The organism is Bradyrhizobium sp. PMVTL-01, from assembly GCF_051861855.1.
In the GTDB taxonomy this organism is placed as follows: Bacteria; Pseudomonadota; Alphaproteobacteria; order Rhizobiales; family Xanthobacteraceae; genus Bradyrhizobium.
Genome location: NZ_CP193982.1, coordinates 8,224,330 through 8,248,749, shown reverse-complemented (window position 1 = coordinate 8,248,749; position 24,420 = coordinate 8,224,330). Strand labels below are relative to the sequence as shown.

At 64.5% G+C, this 24,420-nt stretch carries 23 protein-coding genes and 2 pseudogenes; 13 read left to right on the top strand and 12 right to left on the bottom strand.

What is annotated here, in order from left to right; translation table 11 throughout:
* Positions 1 to 298 precede the first annotated feature (298 nt).
* Positions 299 to 1,471, top strand: a complete 1,173-nt coding sequence (locus ACRQ5Q_RS39770; RefSeq protein ID WP_439371675.1) for an ABC transporter substrate-binding protein — start codon at positions 299 to 301, stop codon at positions 1,469 to 1,471.
* Positions 1,472 to 1,787: 316 nt separating this feature from the next.
* Here ACRQ5Q_RS39770 and ACRQ5Q_RS39765 read toward each other — a convergent pair whose 3' ends face one another.
* The 7 genes and pseudogenes from ACRQ5Q_RS39765 to ACRQ5Q_RS39735 form a co-directional block, all read right to left on the bottom strand.
* Positions 1,788 to 3,659, bottom strand: a complete 1,872-nt coding sequence (locus ACRQ5Q_RS39765) for a bifunctional sugar phosphate isomerase/epimerase/4-hydroxyphenylpyruvate dioxygenase family protein (protein ID WP_439395237.1) — start codon at positions 3,657 to 3,659, stop codon at positions 1,788 to 1,790.
* Positions 3,656 to 4,714: a Gfo/Idh/MocA family protein gene (locus ACRQ5Q_RS39760; protein ID WP_439371673.1), complete on the bottom strand. Its 1,059-nt coding sequence runs from the start codon at positions 4,712 to 4,714 to the stop codon at positions 3,656 to 3,658. The genes ACRQ5Q_RS39765 and ACRQ5Q_RS39760 overlap by 4 nt, the downstream gene beginning before the upstream one ends.
* A gap of 23 nt (positions 4,715 to 4,737) precedes the next feature.
* Positions 4,738 to 5,070 (bottom strand): annotated as a pseudogene (locus tag ACRQ5Q_RS39755) (ATP-binding cassette domain-containing protein); the annotation flags it as partial.
* 113 nt (positions 5,071 to 5,183) lie between these two features.
* A pseudogene (locus tag ACRQ5Q_RS39750) lies at positions 5,184 to 5,594 on the bottom strand (ATP-binding cassette domain-containing protein); the annotation flags it as partial.
* A gap of 47 nt (positions 5,595 to 5,641) precedes the next feature.
* Positions 5,642 to 6,520, bottom strand: a complete 879-nt coding sequence (locus tag ACRQ5Q_RS39745) for a shikimate dehydrogenase (protein WP_439371672.1) — start codon at positions 6,518 to 6,520, stop codon at positions 5,642 to 5,644.
* 143 nt (positions 6,521 to 6,663) lie between these two features.
* Positions 6,664 to 7,602: a LysR family transcriptional regulator gene (locus ACRQ5Q_RS39740; protein ID WP_439371671.1), complete on the bottom strand. Its 939-nt coding sequence runs from the start codon at positions 7,600 to 7,602 to the stop codon at positions 6,664 to 6,666.
* A 438-nt stretch (positions 7,603 to 8,040) separates the two neighbouring features.
* Complete coding sequence (locus tag ACRQ5Q_RS39735) at positions 8,041 to 8,217, bottom strand: hypothetical protein (protein WP_439395235.1); 177 nt, start codon at positions 8,215 to 8,217, stop codon at positions 8,041 to 8,043.
* Positions 8,218 to 8,383: 166 nt separating this feature from the next.
* Between ACRQ5Q_RS39735 and ACRQ5Q_RS39730 the strand changes: the two genes are divergently transcribed.
* The 7 genes from ACRQ5Q_RS39730 (at position 8,384) to ACRQ5Q_RS39700 (ending at position 13,704) form a co-directional block, all read left to right on the top strand.
* Positions 8,384 to 9,112 (top strand): LuxR family transcriptional regulator, encoded by a 729-nt coding sequence (locus tag ACRQ5Q_RS39730; RefSeq protein WP_439395234.1) that lies wholly within the window; start codon positions 8,384 to 8,386, stop codon positions 9,110 to 9,112.
* 89 nt (positions 9,113 to 9,201) lie between these two features.
* Positions 9,202 to 9,861: an acyl-homoserine-lactone synthase gene (locus ACRQ5Q_RS39725; RefSeq protein ID WP_439371668.1), complete on the top strand. Its 660-nt coding sequence runs from the start codon at positions 9,202 to 9,204 to the stop codon at positions 9,859 to 9,861.
* A 1-nt stretch (position 9,862) separates the two neighbouring features.
* Positions 9,863 to 10,081 (top strand): hypothetical protein, encoded by a 219-nt coding sequence (locus ACRQ5Q_RS39720; RefSeq protein WP_439371667.1) that lies wholly within the window; start codon positions 9,863 to 9,865, stop codon positions 10,079 to 10,081.
* Between the two features lie 298 nt (positions 10,082 to 10,379).
* Complete coding sequence (locus ACRQ5Q_RS39715; RefSeq protein WP_439371666.1) at positions 10,380 to 11,297, top strand: branched-chain amino acid ABC transporter permease; 918 nt, start codon at positions 10,380 to 10,382, stop codon at positions 11,295 to 11,297.
* Positions 11,294 to 12,238: a branched-chain amino acid ABC transporter permease gene (locus ACRQ5Q_RS39710; protein WP_439371665.1), complete on the top strand. Its 945-nt coding sequence runs from the start codon at positions 11,294 to 11,296 to the stop codon at positions 12,236 to 12,238. The genes ACRQ5Q_RS39715 and ACRQ5Q_RS39710 overlap by 4 nt, the downstream gene beginning before the upstream one ends.
* Positions 12,231 to 12,998: an ABC transporter ATP-binding protein gene (locus ACRQ5Q_RS39705; RefSeq protein WP_439371664.1), complete on the top strand. Its 768-nt coding sequence runs from the start codon at positions 12,231 to 12,233 to the stop codon at positions 12,996 to 12,998. The genes ACRQ5Q_RS39710 and ACRQ5Q_RS39705 overlap by 8 nt, the downstream gene beginning before the upstream one ends.
* Entirely contained in the window at positions 12,991 to 13,704 is a 714-nt protein-coding gene (locus ACRQ5Q_RS39700) for an ABC transporter ATP-binding protein (protein ID WP_439371663.1), read from the top strand. Before ACRQ5Q_RS39705 ends, ACRQ5Q_RS39700 begins: the two co-directional genes overlap by 8 nt.
* A gap of 101 nt (positions 13,705 to 13,805) precedes the next feature.
* On the opposite strand, the gene ACRQ5Q_RS39695 is transcribed toward ACRQ5Q_RS39700, so the two are convergent.
* The 3 genes from ACRQ5Q_RS39695 to ACRQ5Q_RS39685 all read right to left on the bottom strand — a co-directional run bounded on the left by ACRQ5Q_RS39695 (position 13,806) and on the right by ACRQ5Q_RS39685 (position 17,211).
* Positions 13,806 to 14,180 carry a hypothetical protein gene (locus ACRQ5Q_RS39695; RefSeq protein WP_439395232.1) on the bottom strand — a complete coding sequence of 125 codons (375 nt, stop codon included), beginning with the start codon at positions 14,178 to 14,180 and terminating at the stop codon, positions 13,806 to 13,808.
* 81 nt (positions 14,181 to 14,261) lie between these two features.
* A complete protein-coding gene (locus ACRQ5Q_RS39690) occupies positions 14,262 to 15,698 on the bottom strand; it encodes a glutamine synthetase family protein (protein WP_439395230.1) in 1,437 nt (478 codons plus the stop codon).
* A 154-nt stretch (positions 15,699 to 15,852) separates the two neighbouring features.
* On the bottom strand, positions 15,853 to 17,211 hold the full coding sequence (locus ACRQ5Q_RS39685; RefSeq protein ID WP_439395228.1) for an aromatic ring-hydroxylating dioxygenase subunit alpha: 1,359 nt from the start codon (positions 17,209 to 17,211) through the stop codon (positions 15,853 to 15,855).
* 113 nt (positions 17,212 to 17,324) lie between these two features.
* Between ACRQ5Q_RS39685 and ACRQ5Q_RS39680 the strand changes: the two genes are divergently transcribed.
* Both ACRQ5Q_RS39680 and ACRQ5Q_RS39675 read left to right on the top strand, forming a co-directional pair.
* Positions 17,325 to 18,110: an IclR family transcriptional regulator domain-containing protein gene (locus ACRQ5Q_RS39680; protein ID WP_439395226.1), complete on the top strand. Its 786-nt coding sequence runs from the start codon at positions 17,325 to 17,327 to the stop codon at positions 18,108 to 18,110.
* Positions 18,111 to 18,228: 118 nt separating this feature from the next.
* Positions 18,229 to 18,561: a PRC-barrel domain-containing protein gene (locus ACRQ5Q_RS39675; protein WP_439371658.1), complete on the top strand. Its 333-nt coding sequence runs from the start codon at positions 18,229 to 18,231 to the stop codon at positions 18,559 to 18,561.
* 40 nt (positions 18,562 to 18,601) lie between these two features.
* On the opposite strand, the gene ACRQ5Q_RS39670 is transcribed toward ACRQ5Q_RS39675, so the two are convergent.
* A complete protein-coding gene (locus tag ACRQ5Q_RS39670) occupies positions 18,602 to 18,997 on the bottom strand; it encodes a group II truncated hemoglobin (RefSeq protein WP_439371657.1) in 396 nt (131 codons plus the stop codon).
* Between the two features lie 108 nt (positions 18,998 to 19,105).
* Positions 19,106 to 20,014, bottom strand: coding sequence for a helix-turn-helix transcriptional regulator (locus ACRQ5Q_RS39665; protein ID WP_439371656.1), 909 nt, complete (start codon positions 20,012 to 20,014; stop codon positions 19,106 to 19,108).
* A gap of 137 nt (positions 20,015 to 20,151) precedes the next feature.
* On the opposite strand from ACRQ5Q_RS39665, the gene ACRQ5Q_RS39660 reads away from it, so the two are divergent.
* The 3 genes from ACRQ5Q_RS39660 to boxC all read left to right on the top strand — a co-directional run bounded on the left by ACRQ5Q_RS39660 (position 20,152) and on the right by boxC (position 24,419).
* Positions 20,152 to 21,693 (top strand): benzoate-CoA ligase family protein, encoded by a 1,542-nt coding sequence (locus ACRQ5Q_RS39660; protein WP_439395224.1) that lies wholly within the window; start codon positions 20,152 to 20,154, stop codon positions 21,691 to 21,693.
* A gap of 90 nt (positions 21,694 to 21,783) precedes the next feature.
* Positions 21,784 to 22,596 carry an alpha/beta fold hydrolase gene (locus ACRQ5Q_RS39655; RefSeq protein ID WP_439371654.1) on the top strand — a complete coding sequence of 271 codons (813 nt, stop codon included), beginning with the start codon at positions 21,784 to 21,786 and terminating at the stop codon, positions 22,594 to 22,596.
* 134 nt (positions 22,597 to 22,730) lie between these two features.
* A complete protein-coding gene (boxC, locus tag ACRQ5Q_RS39650; protein ID WP_439395222.1) occupies positions 22,731 to 24,419 on the top strand; it encodes a 2,3-epoxybenzoyl-CoA dihydrolase in 1,689 nt (562 codons plus the stop codon).
* The last annotated feature ends 1 nt before the right edge of the window (position 24,420 follow it).

Below are 24,420 nucleotides of genomic sequence, written 5' to 3'. Positions count from 1 at the left end.
ATCTCGCTAGCTGCTCACCCTCATTTAAGTGCGGATCCGGCGCTGCGGTCCAATAGTCGTCATCAATCGCGGCATAGGCGCGGTTTATCGAACTGGCGCGAAAAAGCGCCGCAGGCTTGGCGCGGCCTTGGCCGAGTTAAGTAGCATTATAATTCTTGCCATCTCCGATTGGGGCGAAATATGGTGCAGGGGCAGGCGCTGAGCCATTGGCGGCTCGACAGATTTTGCGTTCAATAGAGACAGGCCCGGGGCGGCGATCACCCCGCTTCCGGGACCAATAATAGGGAGGGGAGTGGTTATGAGGACGTCATTCTGGCTGGCGGGTGCGGCGGCGCTGGTGCTGGCGAGCCCGGCAGTCGCCGGCGACACCATCAAGATCGGCTTCGTCTCGACCTTCAGCGGTCCGACCGCCGTGATCGGCAACGACATGCGCAACTCATTCGAGCTCGCGCTCGACCATCTCGGCCGCAAGATGGACGGCAAGCCGGTCGAGGTGATCTACGAGGACGATGGCCAGAAGCCGGATGTCGGCAAGCAGAAGACCGAGAAGCTGGTGCAGTCCGACAAGGTCGATTTCATCGTCGGCTACATCTGGTCGAACGTGCTGCTGGCCTCGCTCAAGACCGCGGTGGATTCGAAGACCTTCCTGATCTCGGCCAATGCCGGGCCGTCGCAGCTCGCGGGCGAGCTGTGCTCGCCTTACGTGTTCTCGACCTCGTGGCAGAACGACCAGACCCCGCAGGCCATGGGCCTCTACATGAACCAGAAGGGCGTCAAGAGCGTCTTCCTGATCGGGCCGAACTATGCGGCCGGCAAGGACATGCTCGCGGGCCTCAAGAACACCTTCAAGGGTGAGATCAAGGGCGAGGAATACACGGTCTGGCCGAGCCAGCTCGACTTCTCCGCCGAGCTCTCCAAGGCCCGCGCTTCCGGCGCCGAGTCGATCTTCGTGTTCTATCCCGGTGCCGCCGGCGTGCAGTTCCTCAACCAATATGCGCAGGCCGGCCTGAAGAGCACGATGCCGCTCTACACCGCCTTCACCATCGACGAGCTGTCGCTGCCGCTGCAGAAGGAGAACGCCCTCGGCGTGCCCGGCGCGCAGGAATGGGTGAACGACCTGCCCAACGAGCAGAACAAGCGCTTCGTCGCCGACTATCGCAAGAAGCATCCCGGCCTGCGACCGACCTACTACGGCGCCCAGACCTATGACGCCGCCCAGCTCATCAACAGCGCCGTGGTCGCGGTGAAGGGCGACACCAGCAAGAAGGACGCGATGAAGGCCGAGATGGAGAAGGCCAACTTCAAGTCGCTGCGCGGCGCGTTCAAATACGGCAACAACCACATCCCGGTGCAGAGCTTCTATCTCCAGGACGTGGTCAAGGACGCCGAAGGCCAGCTCGCGCTGAAGACCGTCGCGACGATCGTCGAGAACGACCAGGATCGTTTCCACGACAAGTGCCCGATGAAGTGAGCTCTCGCTCTTCCCCTCTCCCCGCGCTTGTCCGCCGAAGCTTTTGCGTAGGCGGATGCGGGAGAGGGTCGGGGAGAGGGGAGTCTCCGCGGGGACGGTAGACGTTAAGTTCGCAATGACTCACCACGTCGTCATTGCGAGCACACCGAAGCAATCCAGAGTCTTTCCGCGGAGGGATTCTGGATTGCTTCCCTGCGCTCGCAATGACAACGTGGCGAGAGCGTTGCCCTGGCGATCATATGACTCGCGTAGAGTACTCCTGAGCCGCCGCGCGGCGCGCGCCGGCCTCTCCCCGCGGGCGAGGAAAGGCGAAGACCTACACCCTCGGCATGCTCGCCGGCCGCACTTCGCGCGCTTGCGCCGCCAGCCTGATGCCGGCATTGGCCGCGCCAAAGCCCTGATAATTCCGGCGCTCGACGATTTCGAAGAAGAAGCGCTCGTCGAAGATGTGGGTGTAGACCTGGAAGAACTCGCTGTCGCCCTCGCGGTCGTAGAGGATGTGGTTGGCGCGGAGCTGCGCCATCAGCTCGGGTGCGAGGTCGTATTTGGCTTCAATGTCGTCGTAATAGTTGTCGGGGATATCCAGGAAATCGGCGCCGCGCTTGCGCATGGCGGCGACCGTCGCAAAGATGTCCTTGCACGAAAATGCCACGTGCTGCACGCCCGACCCAAAAAACTCCGAGATGAAGCGCGCCGGCAGCGTGCGGTTGGCGGACGAGCCGTTGAGCACGAAGCGCAGGCTCTGTTCGGCATTGATGATGGCCTGGCTCTGCACGAGGCCTCTGGGGTCGGCGATCTCCATCTGCGGCAGCCGCTTGAGGTCGAGGATGCCGGTGTAGAACAAGAGCCATGACAGCATCTCGTCGTAGGGCATCGACTGCGCGATGTGATCGACGGCGAGCAGGGCATCCGCGCTTGCGTCCCTCGGCACAGGTTCGAAATCGGTGTCCCAGTTCTTGCCGGCCTGATCGAGGAAATAGAGCAGGCTGCCGCCGACGCCGTGGATCGCGGGAATTTCCAGCTCGCCCGGCCCGACCGGCTGGTAGAAGGTGCGCGCCTTCAGCGCCTCGGCCCGCTGCATCGCGCGGCCGGCATTGTCGACGTCGAGCGCGATCGCACAAACGCCGGGGCCATGCGTCACGTAATGCGAATGTGCAAAGCCGTCGGTCTCGCAATTGATGACGAGCTCGACCTTGCCCTGCGACCAGCGCTCGACGGCCTTGCTGCGGTGCTTGCCGCTCTTGCGGAAACCGAGCTGTGAAAACAGGCGGGCGAGCTCACCGGCCTTGGTCTCGTTAACCGCGAACTCGATGAAGCCGGTGCCGCGGCTCTTCGCCTTCGGGGCCAGCGGCTCGCCGGCAAATTTCGGCCAATCCGGTGCGAGCTGGTCCTCCAGCAGGATCAGCGAACGCAGGCCGTCAACCGCGGTCTGCGCGGCCGAACCGGCGCGGAACTGGTCGTTGAAGATTTCGAGCGACAGCGGCCCGGCATAGCCGGTCGCCGCGACCGCCGCCATGAACTCGCCGGCGGGCAGATCGCCCTGGCCGGGGAAGGAACGGAAGTGCCGGCTCCACGAGAGAATATCGAGCTCGAGCTTCGGCGCATCGGCAAGCTGGACCAGAAAGATCTTGTCGCCGGGAATCGAGGCCATGGCGCGGGTCGGAAAGCCCGGCGCCAGCGCATGAAAGCTGTCGAGGATGACCCCGATCGCGGGATGATCGGCGCGGCGCACGATCTCCCAAGCGTCGCGGTAGTCGTTGACGTGGCGCCCCCAGGCCAGCGCCTCGTAGCCGACGCGCAGGCCACGTTTCGCGGCACGCTCGCCGAGCTCGCGAAAATCGTCTGCGGCGCGGTCGATGCCGCCGAGCGAGGCGGGTGACACATTGGAGCAGATCAGCAAGAGATCGGTACCGAGCTCCTGCATCAGATCGAACTTCCGCTCGGCCCGCGCGAAATTGCGCGTGCGCTGCGGCTCCGGCATGCCCTCGAAATCGCGGAACGGCTGGAACGCGCAGATCTCGAGATTGAGGTCCTTGCATAGCTTTGCTATGTCGCGCGGGCCTGCGCCGAACGACAGCAGGTCGTTCTCGAAGATCTCGACGGCGTTAAAACCGGCGGCGGCGATGGCGCGGAGCTTTTCGTCCAGCGCCCCTGAGAGAGACACGGTCGCGATCGAGCGCTTGTTCATGCTGCCTGCTCCATGATCCGCCTAGGAGAGATTGTCTGGCCCGTGCGCGCGGCCTCGCTGACGGATTCGACGACGGCGAGCGTTCCCGTCGCATCCTCGGCCGTGATCAACGGCTGTTCGTGGCCTCTGATGACCGCGCAGAAATGCCGGAGCTGCTCCACCAGCGGATCGAATGCGGGTGGCAGAGCGGTCTCGCGCGACAACGGCGCGTACCAGCCGGGCTCTCGCGCATACGACCACAGCTCCATATTCGGCACGGAGAGCGATCCCTCGCTGCCGGAGAAGATGTAGCAGGGCTGGTCCTGCTTGGGATAAGCGGGGTTCTCCCCCGAGGAGAGCTCCCAGCTCCACGGCGCCGGCGTCGCATCCGACACGGTCACCGTTCCCAGCGCGCCACTCGCAAAGCGCAGCAACAGCGCCGCGGTATCCTCGACGGCGAAGCCGCGAACCTTGTTCGAGGTCAGCGCCTGCACCTCGGTGATCTCGCCGCAGATGAAGCGGAGGTTGTCGATGTCGTGGATGAGGTTGATGAGCAGCGGCCCGCCACCCTGCTCGCGGCGCCAGGCCACCTCGAAATAGTCGTCGGGCTTTTTGAGCAGCCACAGCCCGACCACGGCGGTGAGCTGGCCAAGCTTGCCGGTCGTCACCGCCTCGCGCGCGGCTTTGATGATCGGATTGTGCCGGCGATGATGGCCGACCAGCATCGGCACGCCGGTGCGCCTGACCGCAGCGCAGAGGCGCTGCGCGGTGGCAATCGTCTCCGTCACCGGCTTTTCGATCAGTGCCGGCACCCCCGCCGCCGCGCAATCGAGCGCCATCGGCAAATGCAGCGTATTGGGCGAGGCGATGACGAGGCCGTCGGGCTTGTCCTGCACCAGCAGCGCGCGGTGGTCTGCATACCAGGGCACATTGCGTGCCTCCGCAAAATCCTTCCCGGCAGGCGAGGGGTCGGCAATGCCTGACAGCACGCAGTCCTTTGAGGCCTCGATCAGCGCGATATGGCGGCGGCCGATCAGGCCGGCGCCGGCGACTGCAATCCGCATTGGCGCGCTCATGCCGCACTCTCCTCCATGGCGCCCCCGTTCCCGGCCGAGACTCCGCCAAGCTCCATGTTGCTGCGGACCGAGAGCTCCGGGAAAATGTTGCGGCCCGGCGGCACGTAGCAGATGCCGGCATTGAGCAGCGCGCGCTGGCACAGATTGGTGACGTCGCGACCGACGAAATTGATCTTGCCGTCGCGCAGCTTCAGGAGGCCGAAGATCGCCTTGAACACGGTGGACTTGCCGGCGCCGCTCGGGCCGATGATGTTGGTGATGGTTGCCGGCGGCCCCGAAAATGTGGTGCCGTTCAAGATCGTCATCTCGCCGCAGCCGCCGACGAGGTAGTGTACCGAGAGGATCGGATCGCTCATGATCGGCTCATTACAGCATGATCCGGAAAAGTGCGCAGCGGTTTTCCGACAAGATCATGCTCAAACAATGAAACTAAAGCGCGATGACAGTTCGTTCCAATCTCCATCGCGCCTCAATGCTCCAGATAAGCTTCGATCACGGCAGGATTCCTGCGGACTTCATCCGGCCGTCCCATCGCCAGCGCCTTGCCTTCCGCCATCAGCATCACCCGCGAGCACAGCGACATCACGAACTCCATGCTGTGCTCGATCACGACGAAGGTCGCATTCTTCTCACGGTTGGTCGCGACCAGCCGCTCTGCCAGCATCGCCGGGTCGACGCCCGCGGGCTCATCGAGCAGCACCAGGCGCGGGCCGCCCATGAAGGCCATGGCGGCATCGAGCAGTTTCTGCTGGCCGTAGGACAGGCCGCCGGCCGGCTCGTCGGCGAGATGGTCGAGCTTGAAAAAGTCGATCATCTGGTTGGCGGCTCCGGTCAGCCCCGCATCGGAGCGGCCGACCAGGTGCGAGGCCATGCTGCCCTGGCCATTTTCGTTGATATGGTCCGCGGCCTTGTGTCCGGCCGCTTCCGTTACGCTGCGTGATAGGCCGAACTTCGTGCCGCCATCACGTCGTCGAATGCCTCTCCCATGACTTCGGTCGATGGAGCAAGGCCCGTAAACAGTTCGAACGCATCGGCCGCCTGGTTGATCGCGAGCTCCCGCCCGGTCATGATCTTCGCGCCCTTGGCTCGTGCGGCAGCCAGCAGCGGTGTGATCAACGGCGAATAGACGGCATCGGCGACCCACAGATTTTCGCGCAGCAGCGAGGCGGGGACCGGGGTGTCGCGGTTCGGCAGCATGCCGACCGGCGTGCCGTTGACGAGCCCGGTTGCGCCGGCAAGCGCGTCCTCTACGCTCGCGGCCACCCGCGCGGCGCCATGCCTGGCCAGCAGCGCGGCGAGCCTTTCGGCGCGTGCCGGCTCGCTGTCGAAGATTCGGAGGTCCGTCACTTTCAGGCTCGCCAGCGCGAAGGCGATCGCCTTGCCGACACCGCCGGTGCCGATCACGGCCACTGCATTTCCGGAAGCCGCCAGCAGCGGCGCAACCGCGCGCGCAAAGCCGGTCGTGTCGGTGTTGTGGCCGATCAGCCTGTTATCCCTGACGACGACGGTGTTGACCGCCGCCATGGTCGCCGCGGCCGGCGCCAGCTCGTCGAGCAGCGGCACCACGGCCTCCTTGTAGGGGAAGGTGACGTTGACGCCGGCAAAGCCGAGCCGCCGCACGCCTTCCAGCAGCATGGCAAGGCCGGCGGGGCCGGCGCCGGCCACCTCGATCAGCTGATAATGGCCGCGCAGGCCCAGCGCCTCGGCGGCGCGCTCATGCATGGCGGGGGAGGCGGAATGCGCGATCGGCGCGCCGATCAGGCCGGTGAGGAGCTTCTTGCTGGCGGCATATCCGCGCTTCGACATGGTTTGCTATCGTCTCGCTGGGAGCGTTCGGTCCCGGCCATTGGCGGGGAAATCCGCGCAATTCCGAGGGGCTTCCGATGGGGACGATAATCCTTCTCCCGCCTAACACAATTACCCTTTTGTCCTGCAAACCTAACGTCATGTTATTTCTTGCGTCCGCGTGCCGGCCCGGCCTTGCCGTTGCCGCCCGACGGCTCGACCGCGCGCATCTCGGCACGCAGGGCTTCGATGAAGTACTCGACGTGAAGCGACAGCGGCGCGCCGCGCTTCACCGCGACATAGGTGTCGAACCGCGTCGGCTCGCTGATCTTCAACAGCTCGACGCCGGGATAGCCGCCATGGGCCACCGTGAACTGGTCGATGATGGCGATGCCGAGGCCCGCCTTCACCAGCGCACACACCGTGGTGCCGAAGCGGGCCCGGATGGTGATGTTGTAGTCGAGCCGGTTGCGCGCAAAGATCCCGGCCATGATCCGGCCGTAGGGATCGTTTGGATCGATGCCGATCAGCGGATAGCGGGTGATCTCGGCGGCCGAGACCTGCTTGCGGCCGGCGAGCTCGTGGCCCGGCGGCACGATGCAATAGAGCTCGCCCGAGGCCAGCGGCAGGAAGTCGAGCCCGGAATGCTCCAGCCTGTAGCTCATTGCGACGCACTCGCCGCGGCCGAGCAGGAGATAGTCGATGGCCTCCTCGAGCTTGAGGATGTTGATGTCGATGCCGAGATCGGGATAGCGGCGCCGAACGCGCTCGATCGCGCGCGGCACCATCACCTGGGAGATGCTCGGCACCGAGCCGATGCGCAATTCCGACAGGCCGCCGCGCCCGATCTTGGAGATAATCTCGGAGAGGTCGTCGACCTTCTTGTAGACGCCGTTGATCTGCTCGAAAATGTTCTCGGCTTCCGGCGTCGGGAAGTAGCGCCCGTTCTGGCGCTGGAAGAAGCGGATGCCGAGCGAGCGCTCGGTGTATTTGACGAGGCGGCTGATCCCCGGCGCCGAGACGTTGAGCAGCTTCGCCGCGCCGCCAATGGTGCCCGTCACCATCACGGCACGGATCACTTCAACCTGGCGCAGCGTCATCATGGTCTTGAAATGTCCCTGGCATCCGAAAACGATCGTGGCGGCGATCATCTCACGAGAGCTGCGCTGTCATCCAGCGGCAAGTGGCTGATAATGGACGCAACGCAGTGCTTTACACTCCCCTGGAGGGGAGGGGTATCGCATATGGATTCCGCGGGCTTGCTCGGCCTCTTCCGCTTGCGGGAGAGGCCGACGCGCGCACAAGAGCGCGGCGGGTGAGGGCTCTCGCCACGCAGAGACACCTTCCACAGTTCAACAATCCCAACGCGGAGACACCCCCACCCCAGCCCTGCCCAGGGGAGGGTAAGTGCGCAGCCGACTCGTTGCTGATGATGGCGCAGCAACTTCGCGGCCGGCGTCTTTCGACTAAAATCTGCGCGTTCGGCGGAAGGGCGTCCTCGCGCGATCTGTTCCATCGGCATCGTTTGCTGCAATTGCGTCCTAGCTCGCCGGGCCCTCGGGCAAAATATTGTCCGCCAAGTCCTCGCGCTCGCTCTGCAGCACCTCGCGCGCGAACTCGATGATCTTCTGCTTGTTTGTCGGTTCGCGCACGGCGAAAAACACGCGGTTCAATTCCAGGCCGAGCACGCTGTTGAGGGCGATGTTCTCGTCGTCCATCTGATTTTCCCGCTTTCGACGCCTTCAGGTGTAACTTGACGTCACTTCGTCCACAAGTAGACTAAAGCCTCGGAGCACGTCGCCACCGGTAAACTAAGGGACCAGCGAATTCAGGCAGCGCTCCAATACGTGTTATACGGGACGGTGTAGGTCAGGGAATGCACCGATGTCTGCCCTAGACTATGGCCGGGAGGCACTCGACTTCATTGAGGGGCTGGGAGCCTATACCAAGGTTCCGGACGCTATGGATGCGCTCTCTACCGCGTTCAGCCGCTACGGATTCGAGCACATCATCGTGACGGGTTTGCCCAATCCCGATCAGCGTTTTGCGCAGATGGTGCTTGCCAAGCGCTGGCCGGCCGAGTGGTTCAGCCTCTACACCGAAAAGAGCTACGACCGCGTCGATCCCGTGATCCGCAAGTGCCGGCGGACGTTGAATCCCTTCGAATGGTCGGAAGCTCCCTATGATGCGGAGTTCGAACCGGGCGCCGCCGAAGTGATGCGGCGTGCCGCCGATTTCCGCATGTCGCGCGGTTTCGTCGTGCCGATCCACGGCCTGACCGGTTATGAAGCCGGTGTCTCGCTTGGCGGCGTTCATCTCGATCTCAATGCCCGCAGCAAGCCGGCGCTGCACCTGATCGCGATGTATGGCTTCGATCACATCCGCCGCCTGCTCGCCCCGGCGCCGCATCCGTCAGCGCGTCTGACCCCGCGCGAGCGCGAGGTGCTTGCCTGGGCCTCGCAGGGCAAGTCGGCCTGGGAGATCGGCGAGATCCTGCATATCACGCAGCGCACGGCGGAAGAGCATCTCGCAACCGCTGCGCGCAAGCTTGGCGCCGTCAACAGGACGCATGCGGTTGCTATCGCAATCCGCCAGAGAATCATCACTCCCTGAAATCCGCGCCTACTGGGAAATTTCCCAATAGTCGGTTTGGCGGTTTTCCATGAGGCTTCCCCCGTTATTTCAAGACATGGGGGGAATAAATGATTCATGTGATTTCAGCCGTTAACCGGCACCTCTACGAGGATGTCCTCGAGCAGCATTTCAGAGTGCGCCACGAGATTTTCGTCGAGGAGCGGAAATGGGAGGGGCTGCGCAAGCCCGATAGCCGCGAGATCGACGCCTATGACAACGAGGACGCGATCTATCTGCTGGCTCTCGAGAACCGCCGCGTGCTCGGCGGCTCCCGTCTGTATCCGACTACCAGGCCGACGATGATGAGCGAGGTCTTTCCCCGTCTCGCCGCAGTACGGGGGTGTCCGGTCGATCCGCAGGTTTGGGAATGGTCGCGCTTCTTCGTGACGCGCGAGCGCCGCGACGGCGCGTTCAACCTGCAACTGATGGCGGCGGCGCAGGAGTTCTGTCTCGATCAGGGCATCGAGCGGCTCTGCCTCGTCATGGAGACCTGGTGGCTGCCGCGCTTCCACGACATCGGCTTCGTCGTCACGCCGCTGGGATTGCCGGCGCTGATCGATGATTCCTGGACCATGGCCGCAACGATCGAGGTCCGGCAGGGGTCGCTCGATGTCGTGCGCGAGCGCATTGGGATGAAGAGCGTCGTCCATCAGGACGGACCGCGGCTGGACGCCGTCGCCCGCGCCAACCTCTGCGGCCTTGCTGCCGCGCAACGAAAGAGTGCTTGAGATGTCGAACATGATGCGGGATAGCCAGATCATGGCGCAAACCAGGGACGAGAACCTCGGCTACATGTCCGACATGGCGCTGGAGCTGGCGCAGATGGCGGACGACTCCGGACTGACCACGCTCGCTTATCTGTTCCGGATGGCGGCGCTGGAGGCTTCGACCGTTAACAGCGTGCTCGCCGAGCCGGACGATTTTCCCCAGCAGATGCCGTCGCATTAGACGCATCCTGCTTCATTCGAGGACGTTCGCACCCTCCCCCGGATCTCGGGAGGGTGATCTCGTTTGGGTGCGGCAGGTTGCCTCGTCCGGCGCGGCAGCCTTTTTGCATTGCAAGGCGTATCTCGGCCGCATGTGTCGGGATGCAACAAAGTGCATGTTTGGTGACGAATCGCTCTTGCCTCGGAACGATACTGCCATTACCCATTTTTCGGCCTTGAAGAGGCGGGGGGAGCTCTTTCACTGATGGCGACTGTGTTCGAACATCGGCGCGACGCTGCGTGCGCCTGAAAGAGTTTTGATGCTGCTCGTCGTCGAACAGTTCCTGAACGGATTGCAGTTCGGCCTGCTCCTGTTCCTGCTCGCCGCCGGCCTGACGCTGGTGTTCGGGATCATGGATCTCGTCAACCTCGCGCACGGCTCGCTCTACATGATGGGCGCCTATTTCGCCGCGACCTTCGCGGCCTGGACCGGCAGCTTCCTGCTTGGCGCGCTGATGGCGCTCGGGGCTACGCTCGTGCTCGGCATCGTGCTCGAGGTGACGGCGCTGCGGCATCTCTACGGCCGTGACCATCTCGACCACGTCCTCGCGACCTTCGGGCTCATCCTGTTCTTCAATGAAGCGGTGCGGCTGATCTGGGGTCCGGCGGGCCTGGCACTCCCTCTGCCGCCCTGGCTTACCGTGCCGGTGCCGATCCTGCCCGGCATCTATTATCCGGCCTATCGGCTCGCCATCATCGTGGTCGCCCTGCTGGTCGCGCTGCTGCTTTATCTCGGCGTGATGCGCACCCGCATCGGCATGCTGATCCGCGCCGGCGCCTCCAACCGCGAGATGATCGGCGCGCTCGGCATCAACATCAAGCTGCTCTACACGCTGGTGTTCGGCCTGGGCGCCGCGCTCGCGGGCCTTGCCGGCCTGATGCAGGCGCCGATCCTCACCGTGCAGATCGGCATGGGCGAGAACATCTTGATCCTCGCCTTCGTCATCATCGTGATCGGCGGCATCGGCTCGATCCGCGGCGCGTTCCTGGCCGCGATCTTCGTCGGCATGATCGACACGCTCGGCCGCGCCTTCCTGCCCAATCTGCTGCGACAGGTGCTGAGCGGCGCCGCTGCCTCCACCGCCGCGCCCGCGCTGTCCTCCATGCTGATCTATCTCCTGATGGCGATCGTGCTGGTGGTGCGGCCGGAGGGGCTGTTTCCGGCCCACCGTCGATGAAGAGTTTGAGCGTGAGGAAGGCCGTCACGGCCCTGATGCTGGCGGGCCTCGTGCTGCTGCCGCTCTATTCGCAGCTGTCCGGCAACATCTTCATCCTGACGCTGTTCACCCGCATCGTCATCCTGGCGCTGGCGGCGGCGAGCCTCAACCTCATCATGGGCTTTGGCGGCATGATGAGCTTTGGCCACGCCGCCTATCTCGGCATCGGCGGTTATGCCGTCGGCATGCTCGCGCAGGAAGGCGTCGGTTCCGGCTTCATCCAGTTCCCGGTCGCGCTCGCGGCCTCCGCGATCTACGCGCTCGTGATCGGCGCGCTCTCTTTGCGCACCCGCGGCGTCTATTTCATCATGATCACGCTGGCCTTCGCGCAGATGGCCTATTACGTTGCCTCGGGTCTGGCGCGCTATGGCGGCGATGACGGCCTCACCGTCTACAAGCGCAGCGACTTCTCCGGGCTGATCAACCTGTCGGACCGGACGCAGTTCTACTATCTCTGCCTTGCCTGCCTGTTCGCCGTGCTGTTCCTGATCTGGCGCATCGTCAATTCGCGTTTCGGCCTCGTCGTGCAGGGCCTGCGCTCCAACGAGCAGCGCATGCAGGCGATCGGATTTCCGGCCAAGCGCTACCAGCTGGTCTGCTTCGTCATATCAGGCACCATGTGCGGCCTCGCCGGCGCGCTGCTCGCCAACAACACCGATTTCGTCAGCCCGGCCGTGATGTACTGGACGCGTTCCGGCGACCTCATGGTGATGGTCATCCTCGGCGGCATGGGGACGCTGTTCGGCCCGGTCGTGGGCGCGGTGGTGTTTCTGCTGCTGGAAGAGTTTTTATCGCAGATCACCGAATATTGGGCGCTGATCATGGGCCCCCTGCTGCTGTTGATCGTGCTGTTCGGCCGCGGCGGTATCATGGGCATGCTCGGGAGGGCTGGCCGTGGCTGAACACCTGCTCCGCGTCGAAAAGCTGGTGCGCCGCTTCGGCGGCATCGTCGCCACCGACAACGTCTCGCTCGACGTCGCCAGCGGCGAGCTGCACGCCATCATCGGCCCGAACGGCGCCGGCAAGACCACGCTGATCAGCCAGCTCACCGGGCATCTCGAGCCGCATTCCGGCAGCGTCCGGCTTGCGGGGCGCGACATCACCTATTTGCCCGCCTATCGCCGCTGCGCACTGGGGCTCGCGCGCTCGTTCCAGATCACCTCGCTGCTGCTCGACTTCACCGCCGCCGACAATGTCGCGCTGGCGGCGCAGGCGCATGCCGGCACTTCGTTCCGTTTCTTCGCCAATGCCCGCAAGGAGAAGGGCCTGCGCGATGCTGCGCATGCCGCGCTCGACCGCGTCGGTCTCGGACATCGCGCCGACGTCGTGGTGAACGAGCTCAGCCATGGTGAGCGGCGCGAGCTCGAGCTTGCGGTCGCGCTCGCCAGCAAGCCGAAGCTGCTGCTGCTCGACGAGCCCATGGCGGGCCTTGGCGTGACCGAATCGCAGCGCATGGTGAAACTGCTGCAGGAGTTGCGCAAAGAGATCTCGATCGTGCTGGTGGAGCACGACATGCCGGCGGTGTTCGCGCTGGCCGACCGCATCTCGGTCTTGGTCTATGGCCGCGTCATCGCCTCCGGCGATCCGGCCGCGATCCGCGCCAATGAAGAGGTCAAGCGCGCCTATCTCGGCGACCAGCATGTGGTGACGCACCATGGCTGACACGCTGCTCGAGGTCGACGGCATCGAGACCTGCTACGGCCTGTCCCAGGTGCTGTTCGGCCTGTCACTGTCGATCAGCTCGGGCGAGATGGTGTCGCTGATGGGCCGCAACGGCATGGGCAAGACCACGACGATCCGCTCCATCATGGGCCTGACGCCGGCGCGATCTGGTGCGATCCGTTTCGCCGGGGCCGAAGTGCGGCAGCTGCCGTCCTACAGGATTGCGAAACTCGGCGTCGGCCTGGTCCCCGAGGGTCGCCAGATCTTCCCGAATCTCACCGTGCGCGAGAACCTGGTCGCAGCCGCCGCTGACCGTTTCGGCAGCCCCAATCCGTGGACGCTGGCCGCGATCTATTCCCTGTTCCCGCGGCTTGCCGAGCGCGCCGCCAACATGGGCAACCAGCTCTCCGGCGGCGAGCAGCAGATGCTCGCGATCGGGCGCGCGCTGATGACCAATCCGAAGCTGCTGATCCTGGATGAAGCGACCGAGGGCCTCGCGCCGCTGATCCGCGAAGAGATCTGGAACTGCCTGTCGCTGCTCAAGAGGCGCGGCCAGTCCATCCTGGTCGTCGACAAGAACGTCGACCACCTCGCCCGCATCTGCGACCGTCATTACATCATCGAGCGCGGCAAGACGGTATGGAGCGGCACGTCAAACGAGCTGATGGCCGAGCCGGATCTGCAGCACAAGTATTTGGGGATCTAGCGGTCATTGCGAGCGCAGCGAAGCAATCCAGACCGCCGCTGCGGAAAGATTCTGGATTGCTTCGCTGCGCTCGCAATGACGGAAGAGATCGGTGTGAGCCCTCACCAATAGATCCCATGCCGATGCAGCTCACGGATCAACCGTGCCTCGTTGGAGGGCTGCCGGCGCTTCGGCTTGGCGGTTTCTGTCGTGGTCGCCGCCGCTGTCGCGGCGGGCTGGGCAGTCGGTGTGGCGGCTGGAGTTGCTGTCGATGTCGCTGGCGCGGTCGTTGCTGCCGACGTTGGCGCGGTCGTCGCCATCTGCACGTTCGTCCTTTGCGGTGCCGACGGGACCTGAGTGGTCGGTGGCGTCGCCGCGGTGTTGGCGGGCTGCTGCTGGCTCGCACTGCTGGCCGCCAGGCTCAGGCTCCGCGCGCCGCCGGCGTGAGCCCCGGTTGCAAGCAGCGACATCGCTGCGATCAGCATCAGCTTTCGCATGATAGCTCTCATGATGACGAAGTCCGCCTCACAGCGCCGTGAGGCCCGAGTCGCGGCATTCCTGACGGCGCCCGGACGTGCTCAGAACATCTCGAAATATTCGCGATGCTCCCAGTCGGTGACCTCGGCCAGGAAGCGGTCGATCTCGGCGTTCTTGATGTGGGTGTAATAGTCGACGAACTCGGCTCCGAACTTTTCGCGGAAGAATGGGTCATCCTTCAGGGCGGCGACCGCATCGCGCAAGCTCTTCGGCAGCAGCGGTGCCTTGGTCTCGTAGGGCGTGTCGGCCGACGGGCCGGGATCGAGCTTGCGCTCGGCGCCGTCGAGGCCCGAGAGAATCTGCGAGGCCATGTAGAGATAGGGATTGGCGGCGGGCTCGCCGATGCGGTTTTCAAGGCGCGTTGAAGCATCGTTGGCGCCGCCGAGCACGCGGATCATCACGCCGCGATTGTCGCGGCCCCAGATCGCGCGGTCCGGCGCCAGCGAATAGGAACGGTAGCGCTTGTAGCCGTTGATGGTCGGCGTGGTGAACACGGTTGAGGCGCGGGCGTGGTCGAGCAGGCCGGCGAGATAGGACCTGCCGAAGGCGCTGAGCGGCTCGCTGCCTGCCTTCGCCATGAACTGGTTCTCGCCGCTCGTGCGCGAGACGATCGACTGGTGCAGATGCCAGCCGCTCGCGAACACGTTCGGCAGTTTCGGCCGGCACATGAAGGTGGCGTGATAACCGTGGCGGCGGGCAATCTGCTTCACGGCAGAGCGGAACAGCACCATGTTGTCGGCGGGCTCCAGGCCCTTCCGCGGCGCGAAGGTGAATTCGCACTGGCTCGGTCCGAACTCGACCTCGACCGAGCGCAACGGCAGCCCCAGCGCGACGATGTCACGTCGAAGAATCTCCAGCACCGGCTCCATCTGATCGAAGCGCTGCTCGGTGAGGTATTGATAGCCATGGCTGAGCAGGCTCACCGATGGAGGCGTGCCGGGCTGCCCAGCGTCCTCCGCGCGCATATGCGGGTCATCGAGCCTGAAGATGTGGAATTCCACCTCGAGCCCCGCGACGAAATCGTAGCCGCGCGCGCCGAGCTCATCGAGCACGCGCCTGTGGAGCCCGCGGGTCGCGAACGGCACGGGACGGCCGTCGTTGAAATAGAGGTCGCAGAGCACCCAGCCCGTGGTCGGCGCCCAGGGCAGCACGCGAAAGGTGGTGGGATCGGCGACCATCAGCACATCGGCCGCGCCTTCCATCTCCTTCATGCCGAAGCCGCCGCCCGACGTGAACACCGGAAACACCGTGCGGTGCGAGGTGTCCTTGGCGAGCATGGTCGTGGTGATGGAGCAGCCGCTCTCCAGCGAGGCGATCGCTTCGGTGGCGACGATCGTCTTGCCGCGCAAGATGCCGTGCTGATCTGGGAAGGCGAGGCGGATGACCTCGAGGTTCTTGTCCTCGACGATTCGGCGCATGCGCTGGGCTGCGTCCTTCTGCTCATCCGACCACAGCGCATGGCGTGCGACGAAAGTCACTTTGGTTGCTCCTCAGTCACAATGCCCGACCGGCGCAAGATGCCTGCCATACACTCGGTCATTGCGAGCGCAGCGAAGCAATCCAGAATCCCGCCGCGGAGGCAGTCTGGATTGCTTCGCTTCGCTCGCAATGACGGTAGAGAGAGTTTCACCCTCACTCCGCCGCCGTCAGCCGATGCACGTTATCAGCGATCTCCTTCGGCACCGGTGCGGTCCACGGCGCGCCGCGGCGGCGCTTGACGTCGACCTCCATCCAGTAGGTCTCCCAGCCCCGCGTCGGCCCGATGCCGTCCATGGTCGCCGGACCCTGGATGCTGCGCGCATTGGCCCCGTCCAGGAACAGCATCGGCCTCTCGCCGCCCTGGACCTTCTCGATCTCCTGCCGCAACAGGCGCCGATACTGAATGATCGCCTTGTCGCTTTGTCCGAGATGCTCCTTGGTGCGGTCCTGGATCGCGCCCATCGATTCCACCGCCCACTGGTCGTGGACGTTGATGTCGTTGCCCATGCCGGTATAGGTCGCGGTCTGCTGCTCGTGCGGATCGAAGCCGTAATCGTTGCTGCGGTTCTTGCGCGACTTGTAGTCGGGCAGCTCGTAGAGCTCGAGCCGCTGGTCGCGCATCTTCTGCTTGTCGACCGGATTCGTGTAGCTGGTGAAGATCGCGTACCAGTAGCAGTTTTCGTCATCAACGGGCACGTGCCACTGCGTGATCGTCATCTCCGTGCTCATGGGAATGACGAAGCCGTGCGGGAACAGCTGGTTGGTGACGCGCACGTGCGTGCGCTCCTCGTCGATCTCGCGCAGCGCGATCAGCCGAAGGCCGTATTCGGTGTGCTCGACATTGATGATCGGACGGTCGTATTCGCGCAGGATCTTCGTCATCGGCAGGTCGCTGCCGGCCGAGGCGCCGCGGAACTGCTTGCCGTAGGCGGTGGAGGTGTCCTCGTCCTCGAAAAAGCGGTGCAGATAGGAGGCGTGCGCCGGATCGATGCCGACTTCCAGCGCCTGCAGCCAGTTGCAGGCCATGTGGCCCTTAAAGGCGAAAGTGTGAGTGCCTGGCGCAACGAAGCAGTCGAGCTCCGGAAAGGCGGGCGGCTCGCCTTCGCCGAGATAGGCCCAGAGGATGCCGCTCTTCTCCACCACGGGATAGGAGCGCTGGCGAATGTTCCGGCAGAGATTTGAGTCCTTCGGCTCGGCCGGCGTCTCGATGCACTGGCCGGTGGCGTCGAACAGCCAGCCATGGAAGGCGCAGCGCAGGCCGCCATGCTCGAGCCGTCCGAAGGCGAGATCGGCCCCGCGATGCGCGCAGTGGCGGTCGATCAGGCCGTAGCGTCCGCTCTCGTCGCGGAACAGCACGAGGTTCTCGCCGAGGAGTTTGACGGGGCGGATCGGCCGCGCACCTTCCAGTTCATCGACCAGCGCCGCCGGCTGCCAGTAGCTCCGCATCAGTCTGCCGCAGGGGTCCTTCGGCCCGGTGCGGGTGATCAGGTCGTTCTGCTCCTGGCTCATCATGGCGAGGGCATCCCTTGTGGAGTAGTGTCTGTTCGCGTATTGAACGAATGGGCGAATTATGACATGCCTTGGATCGACAGCAAGCATTATTTTGCAGGATTATCCCCGGAACCATGCCCAAGCTGAAACGGAGTGAGTTTGAAGAGCGGGCGACGGATTTCGTCGAGGCCCTCGACCGCGGCCTCCGCCTGCTTCAGTGCTTCGGCACGACCGCCGGCCCGATGACGCTGAGCGATCTTGCCCGTGCGGCCGATCTTCCGCGCGCGACGGCACGTCGGATGTTGTTCACGCTCCAGCGTGGTGGTTTCGTCAGTGGCGATGGAAAACTGTTCTCGCTGACGCCGCATGTGCTGACGCTGGCCGCGTCGTACTTGCGGTCCAGCCAGCTCGTCACGGTGCTGCAACCGGTGCTCGATCGTGTCGCCACCGCGGCAAACGAAATCTCCTCCCTCGCGATACTCGACGGCGACGAAGTCGTGTTCATCGCCCGCAGCAGCCCGGCGCGCATGTTCTCGGGCGGACTGGACATCGGCTATCGCCTGCCGGCCTTCTGCACCTCGGTCGGCCGCGCCATGCTCGGCCGGCTCGACGATGCCGATCTCGCCGCGCGCCTGAAGACGATGAAGCGGGAGGCGCTGACGCCGCAGACGGTGACAGACCCGAAGGCGCTGCTCGCGCGCATTGCCGCCGACCGCGCGCAGGGCTATGCGCTGGTCGACCGCGAAGCCGAGCCGCATTTCCGCTCCATCTCGGTCCCCGTCCGCCGCTACGACGACGTGATCGTCGCCGCCATCAACATGGGCGCCCATGTCGATCGCGTGCCGGCGCAGGAACTGATCGACCGCTTTCTGCCGCTGCTGCGGCAGGGGGCGGAGGCGGTGCGATCGCAGCTGCTGTAACCGCTTAGCCCAGGTGAGCGCAGCGATATCCGGGAAGCCATCGCGAGACCCCGGATGTCGCTTCGCTCATCCGGGCTACGGGGCTATAATACGCTCCGACAAAGCTAGGGAGCACGCCATGCAACACACCATGGTTCCCAGTGATCGCGTGCAGCACGTCGCCGTCTATGGTTGTGACGGCACGAAGCTCGGCACGATCGAGCGGTTGATGCTCGAAAAGGTGAGCGGAACCGTCGCCTACGCCGTGCTCAAGACGGGCGGCCTGCTCGGTACTCACCACCATTATCCGGTGCAGTGGAGCGCGCTGAAATATGATCCAACCCGTCAGGCCTTCCAGGTCGAAATGACGCCGGAGCAATTGAGCAGCGGTCCATGCGAGTTCGATGGCGAGGAGTTCGATTGGGGCGACCGCTCGCGGCCGTATCAGCATCCGAACTACTGGTCGGTCTAGCCGCGTCGGAAGTACGGGCTACGGCCCCGTGTGAGCCGCCTCACGTCCGGTTGCGCATCCAGTCGGCGAGGCCCGAGATCGCCTTGTCGAGGTCCTGACGCGCAGCGAGGTCGGCGATCGTCTCCTCCATCGCGCCGCGCATGCAGAGCATCCACGCGTCGCGCTCGGCGTCCCCAATGGCGAAGCCGATATGCCGCTGTCGCAGCCGCGGATGTCCCTTCTCGGGGGTATAGAGCGGCGGGCCGCCGGTCCATTCGGTGAGATAGCGCTTCAGCACGTCCCTGATCAGTCCGAGATCGCCCGCATGCATGGCGCGGATGATCTTCGCTTCCGGCAGCGTGTCCATGCGGTCGTAGAAGCGGTCGACCAGGCGATCGATGGTGGCACTGCCGCCGATCCGCTCGAACATGGAGATGGTGACGGTGCTGTCGGTCATCGTGGGTCCCAAGGGGTTGCTGTTGGGCTCGCATATAGTGACATCGTGGCGCCCCCACAAATTCAGCCTTCGCCGGGACGACAACGGGGAATGTGGATACAGCTGCAGCTACAGGGCCACGCTGCGCAGTCCGAAGCTGCGCGCTTCGTTCTGCAGCACCGGGCGCACCGCATCGATCAGCCTTGCTGCTGCGGCATCGACCGACAATCCCGCGGTATCCACCACCGCCGTTGCGCGCGAGTACAGCGGCTCACGGCTCAAGAGGATGTTGCGCAACTCGGCCATTGCCGAGCGATCATCCGCCATCGGGCGCAGGTCGCCCTGGCGGCGCACGCGGGCCATGTGCTCCTCCGGCTCGGCCTTCAGCCAGATCGTGTAGAACGAGGTCAGGATCCGGTCGAACGTCAAAGGCTCGGAGACAATGCCGCCGCCGGTCGCCAGCACCATCAGCTCGTTGCGCGCGAGCAGCTGCTGCAGCGCCGCCTGCTCCATGCGGCGAAAGCCTTCCTGGCCGTAGAGCGCAATGATCTCGGCGACCGAGAGCCCGTTCTGCTGCTCGACCTCCTTGTTGAGCTCGACAAAGCTCCAGCCGATCTTCTTCGCCAGCATCCGGCCGAGCGTCGACTTGCCGGCGCCGCGCAGGCCGATCAGCGCGATGCCGCAGAACGGCGCGCGCCGCGGCGCGGATGCGCTGCCTCCAGTGAGCAGATCTTTTGCCTGCGCGATCTGCGCGGGCGTCGCCTTGCGCAAGAGGTCGCGAAACATCTGCCAGTCCGGCGTCGGGTCTGCTGACGGAAGCAGGTCTTCGAGATGCGCGCCCATCGCGTCGGAGACGCGGCGCAGCAGCACGATGGAGACGTTGCCCTTGCCGCTCTCGAGCTGCGCGATGTAGCGCTCCGAAATCCCTGATACCTTGGCGAGCACTTTTCGCGACATGCCGCGCAGCGCGCGCATGGTGCGCACACGCTGGCCGAGCTGTTCGAGGAAGCGGGATTCGGCGTCGGGACTGTCGGTCATGAGCCTTCTTTGCGGATGCCTCCTTTGCAGAAGGTCCTGCGGCGCGTTTTAATGAAACATAGTGCCTGCTGGCATTGACAGCAAGCCGCCGGAGTGTCTTTCTATGAATTATAATTCTAAATTCTGGGGAGACGACCGTGAGCGAGGGATCCTATAACGCGGTGACCTGGCTGCTCGACCGCAACGTCGAGGAGGGACGTGGCAACAAGCTCGTCTTCGACGACACCGTCTCGCGGCTCACCTATGGCGAGCTCCAGCAGCAGACCCGGCGCGCCGCCAACATGCTGCGCCGGCTCGGTGTCCGCCGCGAGGAGCGCGTGGCGATGATCATGCTGGATACGGTCGACTTCCCGATCGTGTTCCTGGGCGCGATCCGCGCCGGCATCGTGCCGGTGCCGCTCAACACGCTGCTGACGGCGGATCAGTACGCCTACATCCTCGCCGATTGCCGCGCGCGCGTGCTGTTCGTGTCGGAGGCGCTCTATCCCGTCATCAAGGACGTGGTCGGCCGCATGCCGGATCTCGAGCATGTCGTGGTCTCCGGCGCCAAGCAGAATGGCCACAAGCAGCTTGCGGAGGAGATCGCGGGCGAGAGCGACCAGTTCACCACTGCCGCGACGCACCCCGACGAGCCCGCGTTCTGGCTCTATTCATCAGGCTCGACCGGCATGCCAAAGGGCGTGCGTCATCTGCATGCCAATCTGCAGGCCACCGCGGACACCTATGCGAAACAGGTGCTCGGCATCCGCGAGAGCGACGTCTGCCTGTCGGCGGCAAAATTGTTCTTCGCCTATGGCCTCGGCAATGCGCTGACCTTTCCGATGTCGGTCGGGGCCAGCGTGATCCTGAACAGCGAGCGGCCGACGCCGGCGCGCATGTTCGACCTGATGAACCGCTACAACCCCTCGATCTTCTACGGCGTGCCGACGCTGTTCGCGGCCATGCTCAACGACGAGACAATGAAGTCCGAGCGCGGCGGGAAGGCGCTGCGCATCTGCACCTCGGCCGGCGAGGCGCTGCCGGAATCGGTCGGCAACAGTTGGAGGGCGCGCTTCGGCGTCGACATCCTCGACGGCGTCGGCTCGACCGAGCTGTTGCACATCTTCCTGTCGAACGCGCCCGGCGACATCAAATACGGCTCGTCCGGCAAGCCGGTGCCGGGCTATGCGGTGCGACTCGTCAACGAGGCCGGCCAGGACGTCGCCGACGGTGAGGTCGGCGAGCTCCTCGTCGATGCGCCCTCCGCCGGCGAGGGTTACTGGAACCAGCGGCACAAGAGCCGCCGCACCTTCGAGGGGCCGTGGACCCGCACCGGCGACAAATACATCCGCGACGCGGATGGCCGTTACACCTTCTGCGGCCGCGCCGACGACATGTTCAAGGTGTCGGGCATCTGGGTCTCGCCGTTCGAGGTCGAGAGCGCGCTGATCACGCATCCGGCGGTGCTCGAAGCCGCCGTCGTGCCCGAGGCCGATCCGGAAGGCCTGTTGAAGCCGAAGGCCTTCGTCGTGCTGCGCCCCGGCGCCAAGACGACGGAGCTGCAGGAGACGCTCAAGGAGCATGTCAAGCAGAAGATCGGCCCATGGAAATATCCGCGCTGGATCGACGTGGTGGAGTCCTTGCCGAAGACGGCCACGGGCAAGATCCAGCGGTTCAAGTTGCGGGAAGGCGCGAATTGAGCTTGCGAACTGCACTTGCTTACCCTCCCCTGGAGGGCCTGGAGGGGGAGGGTGGGCATGTCGGCTTTGGCCAGGAATGGGACTTCGACCATGACCAATCTCACCCCCACCGGCTTCCTCGGCATCTGCAGTGCCAGCCTCGAATACAAATGGCTGGCGCCGCAAGTCGCTGACGCGCCCACCATCGTCATGCTGCATGAAGGCCTCGGTTCGGTCGGCCTCTGGGGCGACTTCCCGGAAAAACTCCAGCAGGCGACCGGCGCCGGCATCTTCGCCTATTCACGCGCCGGCTACGGCCAGTCGAGCCCGGTCACGCTGCCGCGGCCGCTCGATTACATGCAGCGCGAGGCGCTCGATGTGCTGCCGAAGCTGCTCGACGCGATTCAGTTCAAGCGCGGCCTGCTGCTCGGCCATTCCGACGGCGCCTCGATCGCGACGATCTATGCCGGCGCGCATCAGGATCATCGCCTGAATGGCCTCGTGCTGATCGCGCCGCATTTCATCGTCGAGGACGTCTCGGTGAAATCCATCGCCGCGATCAAGACGGCTTACGAGACGACCGACCTGAAGCCAAAACTCGCACGCTGGCACAAGGACGTCGACAACGCCTTCTATGGCTGGAACGGCGCCTGGCTCGACCCAAAATTCCGCGACTGGGACATCTCGGAATATCTCGCCTACATCCGCGTTCCGGTCATGATCGTGCAAGGTGCGAATGACCGGTACGGGACGCTGCGCCAAGTCGAGATCGCACGGGAGGAGTGTTACTGCCCGGTCGACCTGAAAATCCTTCCGGAGGCAGGCCATTCGCCGCATCGGGAAGCCCCCGGGGCGACGCTGGAGGCGCTGGAGCAATTTGCAAAGGCTGCCTTGCGGGACGATCGCGGGCTTCAGGCAGCCTGATCCTCGCGCGAACGGGGCGGTCGCCCAGGTGAAGCAAAGTGCATGTGAGGCCCAGATTCGGGGCTAGACGCGCAAGAAAATATGCACTATTGTGCATCTAACCGTAAAACCAAAGACAAGCTCAAGGGTGGCCCATGGCCGGGGAAGATCGGCGCCTCGCAGGCGGCGCGACATTCATCGATTTCCAGACCGAACCGTCCCGCTACAAGCACTGGAAGCTCGCGTTCGAGGGCGACGTCGCGACCCTGACCATGGACGTCGACGAGAATGGCGGACTGTTCGAGGGCTATCAGCTCAAGCTCAATTCCTATGATCTCGGCGTCGACATCGAGCTCGCCGACGCGATCCAGCGCCTGCGCTTCGAGCATCCCGAGGTGAAAGTCGTGGTGATGCGCTCGGCCAAGAACCGCGTGTTCTGCGCCGGCGCGAACATCCGCATGCTCGCGGGCTCGACCCATGCCCACAAGGTCAATTTCTGCAAATTCACCAACGAGACCCGCAACGGCATGGAAGACTCCTCCGAGAATTCCGGCCAGCGCTTCATCACCGTGGTGAACGGCTCGGCTGCCGGGGGCGGCTATGAGCTGGCGCTTGCGACCGACCACATCATCCTCGCCGACGACGGCGCGTCTGCCGTCGCGCTGCCCGAAGTACCGTTGCTTGCGGTGCTGCCCGGCACCGGCGGCCTCACCCGCGTCGTCGACAAGCGCAAGGTGCGCCGCGACCACGCCGACTTCTTCTGCACCATCGAGGAAGGCGTGAAGGGCAAGCGCGCGGTGCAATGGCGTCTCGTCGACGAGATCGCGCCGAACTCGAAACTCGAAGGCAAGATCGCCGAGCGCGCCCGCGAGTTTGCGGCGGCCTCGAAGCGCAAGGGTAGCGGCAAGGGTATCGCGCTGACGCCGCTCAAGCGCATCATCGACGATACCAGCATCCGCTACGGCTTCGTCGGCGTCGACATCGACCGCTCCGCGCGCATCGCTACCATCTCGATCAAGGCCCCCGAGGCGGCGCCGCCCGCCGACATCGACGGCATGATGGCGCAGGGCGCTTCGTTCTGGCCGCTCCAGGTCGCGCGCGAGCTCGACGACGCAATCCTGCACCTGCGCATCAACGAGCTCGAGATTGCGATGCTCGTCTTCAAGAGCCATGGCGACCGCGCCCATGTGCTCGCCAGCGATGCCTTCCTCGAAGCCAACAAGGCGCATTGGCTGGTCAACGAAATCCGCCACTATTGGAAACGTGTGCTCAAGCGCATCGACGTTACCTCGCGCACGCTGGTGACGCTGGTCGAGCCCGGCTCCTGCTTCGCCGGCACGCTCGCCGAGCTCGTCTTCGCCGCCGACCGCTCCTACATGCTGATCGGCACGCGCCAGGGCGACAACCGCCCGCCGCCCTCCATTGAATTGTCGGCCATGAATTTCGGTCCGTATCCGATGAGCCATGGCCTGACGCGGCTGGAGTCGCGCTTCCAGGCCGATCCGTCCGATGTGGAGCGCGCGGAAGCAACGCTTGGCACCGCGCTCGATGCCGAGCAGGCCGAAGAGCTCGGTCTCGTCACCTTCGCGCTCGACGACATCGACTGGGACGACGAGGTCCGCGTGTTCCTCGAGGAGCGCGCCAGTTTCTCGCCCGACAGCCTCACCGGCATGGAAGCAAGCCTGCGCTTCGTCGGTCCTGAAACGATGGAATCAAAGATCTTCGCGCGCCTCACCGCCTGGCAGAACTGGATCTTCCAGCGCCCGAACGCGGTCGGCGAGGAAGGCGCGCTGCGCCGCTATGGCAGCGGCCAGAAGCCGAAATTCGATATGACGCGGGTTTAAG

What these genes read in the sequence shown, in the direction of transcription:
- ACRQ5Q_RS39725 (WP_439371668.1), top strand. Translation starts at nt 9,202, where the DNA reads ATGATTCATGTGATTTCAGCCGTTAACCGGCACCTCTACGAGGATGTC.
- ACRQ5Q_RS39700 (WP_439371663.1), top strand. Translation starts at nt 12,991, where the DNA reads ATGGCTGACACGCTGCTCGAGGTCGACGGCATCGAGACCTGCTACGGC.
- ACRQ5Q_RS39695 (WP_439395232.1), bottom strand. Translation starts at nt 14,180, where the DNA reads ATGCGAAAGCTGATGCTGATCGCAGCGATGTCGCTGCTTGCAACCGGG.
- ACRQ5Q_RS39680 (WP_439395226.1), top strand. Translation starts at nt 17,325, where the DNA reads ATGCCCAAGCTGAAACGGAGTGAGTTTGAAGAGCGGGCGACGGATTTC.
- ACRQ5Q_RS39675 (WP_439371658.1), top strand. Translation starts at nt 18,229, where the DNA reads ATGCAACACACCATGGTTCCCAGTGATCGCGTGCAGCACGTCGCCGTC.
- boxC (WP_439395222.1), top strand. Translation starts at nt 22,731, where the DNA reads ATGGCCGGGGAAGATCGGCGCCTCGCAGGCGGCGCGACATTCATCGAT.
- ACRQ5Q_RS39740 (WP_439371671.1), bottom strand. Translation starts at nt 7,602, where the DNA reads ATGATGACGCTGCGCCAGGTTGAAGTGATCCGTGCCGTGATGGTGACG.
- ACRQ5Q_RS39665 (WP_439371656.1), bottom strand. Translation starts at nt 20,014, where the DNA reads ATGACCGACAGTCCCGACGCCGAATCCCGCTTCCTCGAACAGCTCGGC.
- ACRQ5Q_RS39730 (WP_439395234.1), top strand. Translation starts at nt 8,384, where the DNA reads ATGTCTGCCCTAGACTATGGCCGGGAGGCACTCGACTTCATTGAGGGG.
- ACRQ5Q_RS39715 (WP_439371666.1), top strand. Translation starts at nt 10,380, where the DNA reads ATGCTGCTCGTCGTCGAACAGTTCCTGAACGGATTGCAGTTCGGCCTG.
- ACRQ5Q_RS39670 (WP_439371657.1), bottom strand. Translation starts at nt 18,997, where the DNA reads ATGACCGACAGCACCGTCACCATCTCCATGTTCGAGCGGATCGGCGGC.
- ACRQ5Q_RS39685 (WP_439395228.1), bottom strand. Translation starts at nt 17,211, where the DNA reads ATGATGAGCCAGGAGCAGAACGACCTGATCACCCGCACCGGGCCGAAG.
- ACRQ5Q_RS39720 (WP_439371667.1), top strand. Translation starts at nt 9,863, where the DNA reads ATGTCGAACATGATGCGGGATAGCCAGATCATGGCGCAAACCAGGGAC.
- ACRQ5Q_RS39760 (WP_439371673.1), bottom strand. Translation starts at nt 4,714, where the DNA reads ATGAGCGCGCCAATGCGGATTGCAGTCGCCGGCGCCGGCCTGATCGGC.
- ACRQ5Q_RS39655 (WP_439371654.1), top strand. Translation starts at nt 21,784, where the DNA reads ATGACCAATCTCACCCCCACCGGCTTCCTCGGCATCTGCAGTGCCAGC.
- ACRQ5Q_RS39765 (WP_439395237.1), bottom strand. Translation starts at nt 3,659, where the DNA reads ATGAACAAGCGCTCGATCGCGACCGTGTCTCTCTCAGGGGCGCTGGAC.
- ACRQ5Q_RS39710 (WP_439371665.1), top strand. Translation starts at nt 11,294, where the DNA reads ATGAAGAGTTTGAGCGTGAGGAAGGCCGTCACGGCCCTGATGCTGGCG.
- ACRQ5Q_RS39770 (WP_439371675.1), top strand. Translation starts at nt 299, where the DNA reads ATGAGGACGTCATTCTGGCTGGCGGGTGCGGCGGCGCTGGTGCTGGCG.
- ACRQ5Q_RS39745 (WP_439371672.1), bottom strand. Translation starts at nt 6,520, where the DNA reads ATGTCGAAGCGCGGATATGCCGCCAGCAAGAAGCTCCTCACCGGCCTG.
- ACRQ5Q_RS39735 (WP_439395235.1), bottom strand. Translation starts at nt 8,217, where the DNA reads ATGGACGACGAGAACATCGCCCTCAACAGCGTGCTCGGCCTGGAATTG.